At 68.9% G+C, this 6,006-nt stretch carries 6 protein-coding genes; 5 read left to right on the top strand and 1 reads right to left on the bottom strand.

What is annotated here, in order from left to right; genetic code table 11:
* A partial coding sequence (locus tag FGF04_RS37995; protein WP_149515951.1) for a FadR/GntR family transcriptional regulator occupies positions 1–685 on the bottom strand: 685 nt, incomplete at its 3' end.
* Positions 686–913: 228 nt separating this feature from the next.
* On the opposite strand from FGF04_RS37995, the gene FGF04_RS37990 reads away from it, so the two are divergent.
* The 5 genes from FGF04_RS37990 (at position 914) to FGF04_RS37970 (ending at position 6,003) form a co-directional block, all read left to right on the top strand.
* Complete coding sequence (locus FGF04_RS37990) at positions 914–2,155, top strand: aminotransferase class V-fold PLP-dependent enzyme (RefSeq protein ID WP_149515950.1); 1,242 nt, start codon at positions 914–916, stop codon at positions 2,153–2,155.
* 79 nt (positions 2,156–2,234) lie between these two features.
* On the top strand, positions 2,235–3,539 hold the full coding sequence (locus tag FGF04_RS37985; protein ID WP_149515949.1) for an ABC transporter substrate-binding protein: 1,305 nt from the start codon (positions 2,235–2,237) through the stop codon (positions 3,537–3,539).
* Between the two features lie 2 nt (positions 3,540–3,541).
* The gene (locus tag FGF04_RS37980) at positions 3,542–4,546 is read left to right on the top strand and encodes a carbohydrate ABC transporter permease (RefSeq protein WP_149515948.1); all 1,005 of its coding nucleotides are present in this window, start codon (positions 3,542–3,544) and stop codon (positions 4,544–4,546) included.
* The gene (locus FGF04_RS37975) at positions 4,543–5,379 is read left to right on the top strand and encodes a carbohydrate ABC transporter permease (RefSeq protein ID WP_149515947.1); all 837 of its coding nucleotides are present in this window, start codon (positions 4,543–4,545) and stop codon (positions 5,377–5,379) included. The genes FGF04_RS37980 and FGF04_RS37975 overlap by 4 nt, the downstream gene beginning before the upstream one ends.
* 171 nt (positions 5,380–5,550) lie before the next feature.
* On the top strand, positions 5,551–6,003 hold the full coding sequence (locus tag FGF04_RS37970) for a MerR family transcriptional regulator (RefSeq protein ID WP_149515946.1): 453 nt from the start codon (positions 5,551–5,553) through the stop codon (positions 6,001–6,003).
* Positions 6,004–6,006 lie beyond the last annotated feature (3 nt).

Genomic DNA, 6,006 nt, shown 5'->3' with positions numbered 1-6,006 from the left:
GTTCCTCCACCGGCGGCATGAACGCCCGCAACCACCGCTCCGTCTGCGACACATGCGCCTCCGCCGCCCCCGCGGCCGCCCCGGGATCGCGGTCGGCGATCGCGGTGGCCAGCACCCGGTGGTCCGCGTCGCTCTTGCGCCGCAGCTCCGGCCCCTCGGGCAGGGTGAAGACCTGGTACTTGCGGGACCGGGCACGGAAGACGGCCAGCAGCGAGGCGAGGGTCGGATTCTCCGCCGCCCGCGCGATCTCCGCGTGGAAGCGGTGGTCCAGCTCCGACGCCTCGGTGGGATCCTCGGTGGCCTCCATCGCCTCGATGAGCGAGAAGAGCGACTCCACCGTCTCCGGGCTCCGGCGCGCGGCGGCCTTGGCGGCGACGTGCGCCTCCAGCACCCGCCGGATCTCGTACACCTCCAACAGCCCCGGCAGCGGCAGGAGTTCGAGGGTCAGCGACAGGCTGCCGATGACGTCCTCCGGCCTGAGCTGGGACACGAACGTACCCGAGCCGTGCCGCGGTTCGACCACGCCCAGGGCCGAGAGCATGCGGACGGCCTCGCGCAGCGGACCCCGTGAGACGCCCAGTTCCTCGCCGAGCTCGGCCTCGGGCGGAATGCGCTCTCCCGGACCCAGGCGCCCCGTCGCGATCATGTGACGCAGGCCGTGGAACGCCTTGTCGACTGCGGACATCCGATTCCTCCCCGTGCCGGGCCGACGGCGTCGCCGTGGCCCCCGGGCACTCTAGCGAGTCGTAGTCGTCAGATGTCTCCGATGTATCGACTGAAAGTCATCTGATGACTATCGCTCCACAGCCCTTGCGTGGCGCAAAAGTGACGTGCAGGATACCGAGTCATCATACGTGTCGCGCCGAGAGTCTGATGTCTGGCGGACACCCGGGTTCGGTAGATGTGGAGTGATGTGAGCGAGACCGAGGTCACCACCGCCCCGCGCCCCTTGCTGCTGGCGGACGGCCGGCCCGCCGCCCGGGCGTGGTCGCTGGACCCCGTCATGAAGCACCTCAACCACGGCTCGTTCGGAGCCGTCCCGCTGGTGGCGCAGCAGCGGCAGAACGAGTTCCGCACCGAGATGGACAGCTCCCCGGTGGTGTGGTTCCCCGCGCTCCCGCAGCGGATCGCCGCCACCCGGGTCGACCTCGCGGCCTTCCTGCGGGTCGCCCCCGACGACCTGGCCCTGGTGCCGAACGCGAGCGCCGGCATCAGCGTCGTGTTCGCCTCGCTGCGGCGGCGCCGCGGTGGCGGGATCGTCGTCACCGACCACGGCTACGGCGCGGTGACCATGGGCGCCGAACGGCTCGCCAGGCGCTGGGGCGGCGAGGTCCGTACCGCCCGCGTACCGCTGGGCGCGGACGAGGAGCAGGCGTACGAGGCCGTGCTGGCCGCGGTCGACGACGACACGGACCTGATCGTCCTCGATCAGATCACCTCCGCGACCGCACGCCGGATGCCGGTGGAACTGGTCGGAGCGGAGGCCCGGCGCCGCGGCATCCCGCTCCTGGTGGACGCCGCGCACGCCCCCGGCCTCATCGAGGCTCCGCTGGACGGGCTCACCTGCGACTTCTGGGTCGGCAACCTGCACAAGTGGGGCTGCACCCCCCGCGGCACGGCCGCACTGGTGGCCCGCGGCGAGCTGCGCGAGGAGCTCTACCCCCTGATCGACTCGTGGGGCGCCGCCGATCCGTACCCCGACCGCTTCGACCAGCAGGGCACGATCGACGCCACCGGCTACCTGGCGGCCCCGGCGGCCCTGGACTTCGTCGAGAGCACCTGGGGCTGGGACACCGCCCGCCGGTACATGGACGACCTGGCCGGCTACGGCGAGCGCGTCATCGGCGAGGCCTTCGCCCGGCTCACCGGCGACACCGGCACCGTCGACGTAGGCATGCCGGTGCCCGGCATGCGGCTGGTCCGCCTGCCGGACGGCCTGGCCGGCAGCCGCGTCGAGGCCGACGCGCTGCGCGACCGGGCGGCCCGCGAACTGGGCGTGGAGGCGGCCTTCACCGCCTTCGGAGGGGTCGGCTACATGCGGCTGTCCGCGCACGTCTACAACACCGCGGCCGACTACGAGTACTTCGCCGAGGACTGCGTCCCCCTCCTCGGCCGGTGGGCCCGCGCGGCCCAGGAACACCCCGGCGCGTCGTAGGCGCCTCCCGAGCCCCGCAACGCCCACGCCCCGCAACGCCCGCTCCCCGTACGGAACAGCACAGGAAGAGGTCCCCGCGATGAGAAGAAGGACGGCAGCTCTCGCCCTCGGCACCGCCGCCACGATGGTCCTGACCGGCTGCAGCAGCATGAGCGGCTCGCAGGCCGACGGCACGGTCACCCTCAACATGGTCGAGAGCCTGACCAACCCCGCCCGCACGGACCTGATCAAGGGCCTGATAGCGGACTTCCAGCAGCAGAACCCCAAGATCAAGGTCAACCTGATCTCGCCGCCCACCGAGCAGGCCGACCAGAAGATCCAGCAGATGCTCCAGTCCGGCAGCGGGGTCGACACCCTCGAAGTGCGGGACACCACCGTCGGACCCTGGTCGAACAACGGCTGGCTCCACGACATGAAGAAGGACCTCGGCTCCTGGAAGGGCTGGGACGCGATGACGGAGAACGCCGTCAAGGCCTCCCAGGACGCCGACGGCAAGACCTACTTCGTCCCGTACGGCTTCTACGGCCTGAGCGTCTTCTACCGCACCGACCTGATCAAGGAAGCCGGCTTCGACAAGCCCCCGGCCAGCTGGGACGAGCTCCTCGAACAGGCCTCCGCGATCCACGACCCCGGCAAGCGCCGCTACGGGTACGCCTTCCGCGGCGGGGCCAACGCCCAGGGCAACGCCACCGCGATCATCGAGGCGTACGTCGCCGACGAGATCGACCCCGCCGACGGCTTCAAGCTGAAGGACGGCAAGACGATCTTCTCCGCGCCCGGGGCGCAGGACGCCATGGAGACCTACCTCGAGCTCTTCAAGGAGGCGTCCCCGAAGTCGTCCGTCTCCTGGGGCTACCCCGAGATGGTCGAGGGCTTCTCCAACGGCTCCACGGCCTTCCTGCTGCAGGACCCCGAGGTGATCGCCACCGTCTCGGAGTCCAAGTCCATCAAGAAGGACCAGTGGAGCACCGCCCCGCTGGTGGCCGGCCCCAGCGGCAAGACCGTACAGCCGCTGGCCACCGCCGGATGGGGCGTCGCCAAGGGCAGCAAGCACAAGGAGGAAGCGGTCAAGCTGGTCCAGTTCCTCTCCGAGGGAGAGGCGTCGACGAGCTTCACCAAGAAGAACAGCCTGGTGCCGATCCTCAAGTCGGCCGCCGAGGACCCGTTCTACAAGACCGGCCCGTGGTCCAGCTACGTCACCATGACGGAGAACCCGGACACCTACCTCAACGTCAGCCAGCCCCGCGGGGTCGCCTGGTGGGCCGAGTGGCAGCAGAAGGCCGACGCCGACATCCAGAAGATGGTGCTCGGCAAGACGACGCCCAAGGAACTGCTGGCCGGCTGGGACGCGTACTGGATCCAGAAGCGGCAGCAGGAGAACTAGCCATGCCCACCGCGTCCGAGACGACGGAACCGACGGGAACGCAGCGGACGACAGCGGCGGGGGCCTCCGGCAACGGGGGCGCCCGGCCCGTCCGCAAGGTCCGGCAGGGCCGCCGCAAACCGGAGTTCACCGCCCGCCGGGGCTTCATGATCGCCCTGTTCATGGCCCCGGCCGCGGTCTTCGTGGCGGTCTTCACGTACTACCCGATGATCGCCGGCAGCCAGATGGCCTTCCGCAACTGGAAGCTGACGGATCTGACCGACACCTCGTGGATCGGCCTGAAGAACTTCCAGGACGTCTTCGCCGACCCGGCCTGGAGCACGGTGCTGGGCAACACCGGCATCTGGGTGGTCGGCTCGATCGTGCCCCAGCTGGTGATCGGCTTCGCGCTGGCCCTGTGGCTGCGCCGCAGGTTCCGCTTCCGCGGCCTCTACCAGGCGCTCATCTTCTTCCCCTGGGCGATCTCCGGCTTCCTCATCGGCATCCTGTTCCGCTGGATGTTCAACAGCGAGTTCGGTGTCGTCAACGACCTGCTCCAGAAGGCCGGCCTGATCGACGAGCCGGTGGCCTGGCTGGCCGACCCGAAGACGGCGATGTTCGCGGTCGTGGTCGCCAACGTCTGGTACGGGGTCACCTTCTTCACGATCATGATCCTGGCCGCGCTGCAGTCCATCCCCGAGGAGCTGTACGAGGCCTCGGCGCTCGACGGCGCCGGCAAGGTGCGCACGCTGTTCCAGATCACCATCCCGTACATCAGGGTCACGCTCGTACTGACCGTGCTGCTGCGGGTCATCTGGATCTTCAACTTCCCCGACCTGATCTTCGGGATGACCGGCGGCGGACCGAACAACGAGACGCACATCGTGACCACCTGGATGATCAAGATCACGCAGCAGGGCGACTACGGCAGGGCGTCCGCGCTCGGCCTGATCGTCGTCGCCACCCTGCTGGTGTTCGCGACCTTCTTCCTGCTGGCCACGCGCGAGAAGCGAGAGGTGAAGCCGTGATCGGCAAGGAGTCCACGGCGGGCCGGGCCACCAAGTTCACCTTCCTGGGGCTGTGGCTGCTCTTCACCGTCTTCCCCCTCTACTGGATCACCATCACGTCGCTGAAGGCGCCGGGCGACATCTTCGCCTTCCCGATCGCCTACTGGCCCGAGCACTTCTCGCTGGAGAACTACAGCGGGCTGTTCGGCAAGGCCGACTTCGGGGTCTACCTCACCAACAGCCTGATCATCGCCACCGTGGCGGCCGCGATCGCCACCGTGATCTCGATGCTGTCGGCGTACGTGCTGGCCCGCTTCGAGTTCCGCACCAAGTCCGCGCTGCTGATGGCGGCCCTGGTGACCCAGATGATCCCCACGTTCATCGCGCTGGGGCCGCTGTACCTGCTGATGACCGACCTCAAGATGGTCGACAACCGGCTCGGGCTGATCCTCGTCTACATCGCCGTCTGCATCCCGTTCTGCACGGTGATGCTGCGCGGCTTCTTCGAGAACATCCCGGACGCGCTGGAGGAGGCCGCCATGATCGACGGCCTGTCCCGGTTCGGGGCGCTGTTCAAGGTGCTGCTGCCGGTGATGCGGCCGGGGATCGTGGCGGCGTTCATCTTCAACTTCGTCAACTGCTGGAACGAGCTGTTCCTGTCGGTGACGCTGATGAACAGCGACAGCAACAAGACCGTGCCGACGGCGCTGAACGGCTTCATCTCCAGCTTCAACATCGACTGGGGCTCGATGTCCGCGGCGGCGGTCCTGACCATCCTCCCCACGATGGTCCTGTTCGCCTTCGCCAGCCGCCACATAGTCCAGGGCCTGACGGCAGGAGCGGTGAAGGGCTGAGGGCGCGGTCGGTGTCCGCGGGAACATTTCTTCCGCGCCACGGAGTGGGAACGTCACGGAGCCGACCTGATGATCACATACTTTACCTCGACGTCACGGTAGCGATCGACGTCGGCCGCCCCATGTCCCGGGCGGCGGACACAGACGAGACAGACGAGGTAGGGCGCCCGAATGAGCAGCGAGCACATGCAGATCGGCGAGGTCGGCGCGCGCACGGAGCTGCCGCTGCGCATGATCCGGTACTACGAGGCGACCGGCCTGGTCACCCCTTCCGCCTGCTCGGCGGGCGGCTTCCGCCTCTACACGAGGGAGGACGTCGCCCGGCTGAAGGCCATCCGCCGCATGCAGCCGCTCGACTTCACCCTGGACCAGATGCGGGAGCTGCTGGCCCTCACCGACCGCCTCGACTCCGACGACGGGCTGACGGCGTACGAACGGCAGTCCCTGCTGCTGCGCGTGCGCGAGTACGAGCAGCACGCCCTCTGGCAGGTGGAGCGGTTGCGCGGGCAGCTGACGGAGGCCGAGGAGTTCGCCCAGACGCTCCGCAAGCGCCTGAACCGGGACCGGGACAAGGGCAAGGAGAAGGGCCGGGACCGGGAGCGGGCAGGGGCCGGCACGGCCTGAGCC

The sequence above is a fragment of the Streptomyces apricus genome, assembly GCF_008369065.1.
Classification (GTDB): domain Bacteria; phylum Actinomycetota; class Actinomycetes; order Streptomycetales; family Streptomycetaceae; genus Streptomyces; species Streptomyces apricus.
The sequence above is the reverse complement of the archived record's forward strand: the minus strand, read 5'-3'. Positions and strand labels throughout refer to the sequence as shown.

Coding starts and splice junctions, on each gene's coding strand:
- FGF04_RS37985 (WP_149515949.1), top strand. CDS start 2,235: ATGAGAAGAAGGACGGCAGCTCTCGCCCTCGGCACCGCCGCCACGATG.
- FGF04_RS37980 (WP_149515948.1), top strand. CDS start 3,542: ATGCCCACCGCGTCCGAGACGACGGAACCGACGGGAACGCAGCGGACG.
- FGF04_RS37970 (WP_149515946.1), top strand. CDS start 5,551: ATGAGCAGCGAGCACATGCAGATCGGCGAGGTCGGCGCGCGCACGGAG.